Here is a 420-nt window from a genome sequence, read left to right on the forward strand (position 1 = left end):
CTATTTGCACTGGACACTGATGAGATCTCGCTGCTTCCGTATGAAAGACTTCCCGGCATGCACAGGGTCTCCGACCGCGCGGGATCGGTGCATGGCTTGCGATTGACGCCATGCACCGTGTTGCCTTCCGCTTCGCTTAACAGCGTCGGCATCCCGAATTGATCATTTCGCGGCTCAATGGCCGGCCTGCCGGTTTCCCCTGTCAACGCTTCGACGCACATCTCGCGATGTGCCCCGCATGACTCGGGGTCAGAGTGATTCGCCACTTCTTCTCCGTGTTGAACTTTCATCAACTATCTTTCATCGGCTTTGCAGCCGCACTAAGCGCGATTTTCGATGCGCATTGACGGCTGTGGCACCGCTGAACGCGCCTCGCATCAGTAGCGAGATCCGGCTCTGTTAGGCGGTGGATGTTTTCGA

1 protein-coding gene is annotated in these 420 nt (G+C 57.1%); it reads right to left on the reverse strand.

The window, feature by feature from the left end:
• On the reverse strand, nucleotides 1-290 hold a 290-nt coding region (locus RGCCGE502_RS37820; RefSeq protein WP_500690647.1), incomplete at its 3' end, for a hypothetical protein.
• Nucleotides 291-420 lie beyond the last annotated feature (130 nt).

It is taken from the genome of Rhizobium grahamii CCGE 502 (assembly GCF_000298315.2).
Classification (GTDB): Bacteria; Pseudomonadota; Alphaproteobacteria; order Rhizobiales; family Rhizobiaceae; genus Rhizobium; species Rhizobium grahamii.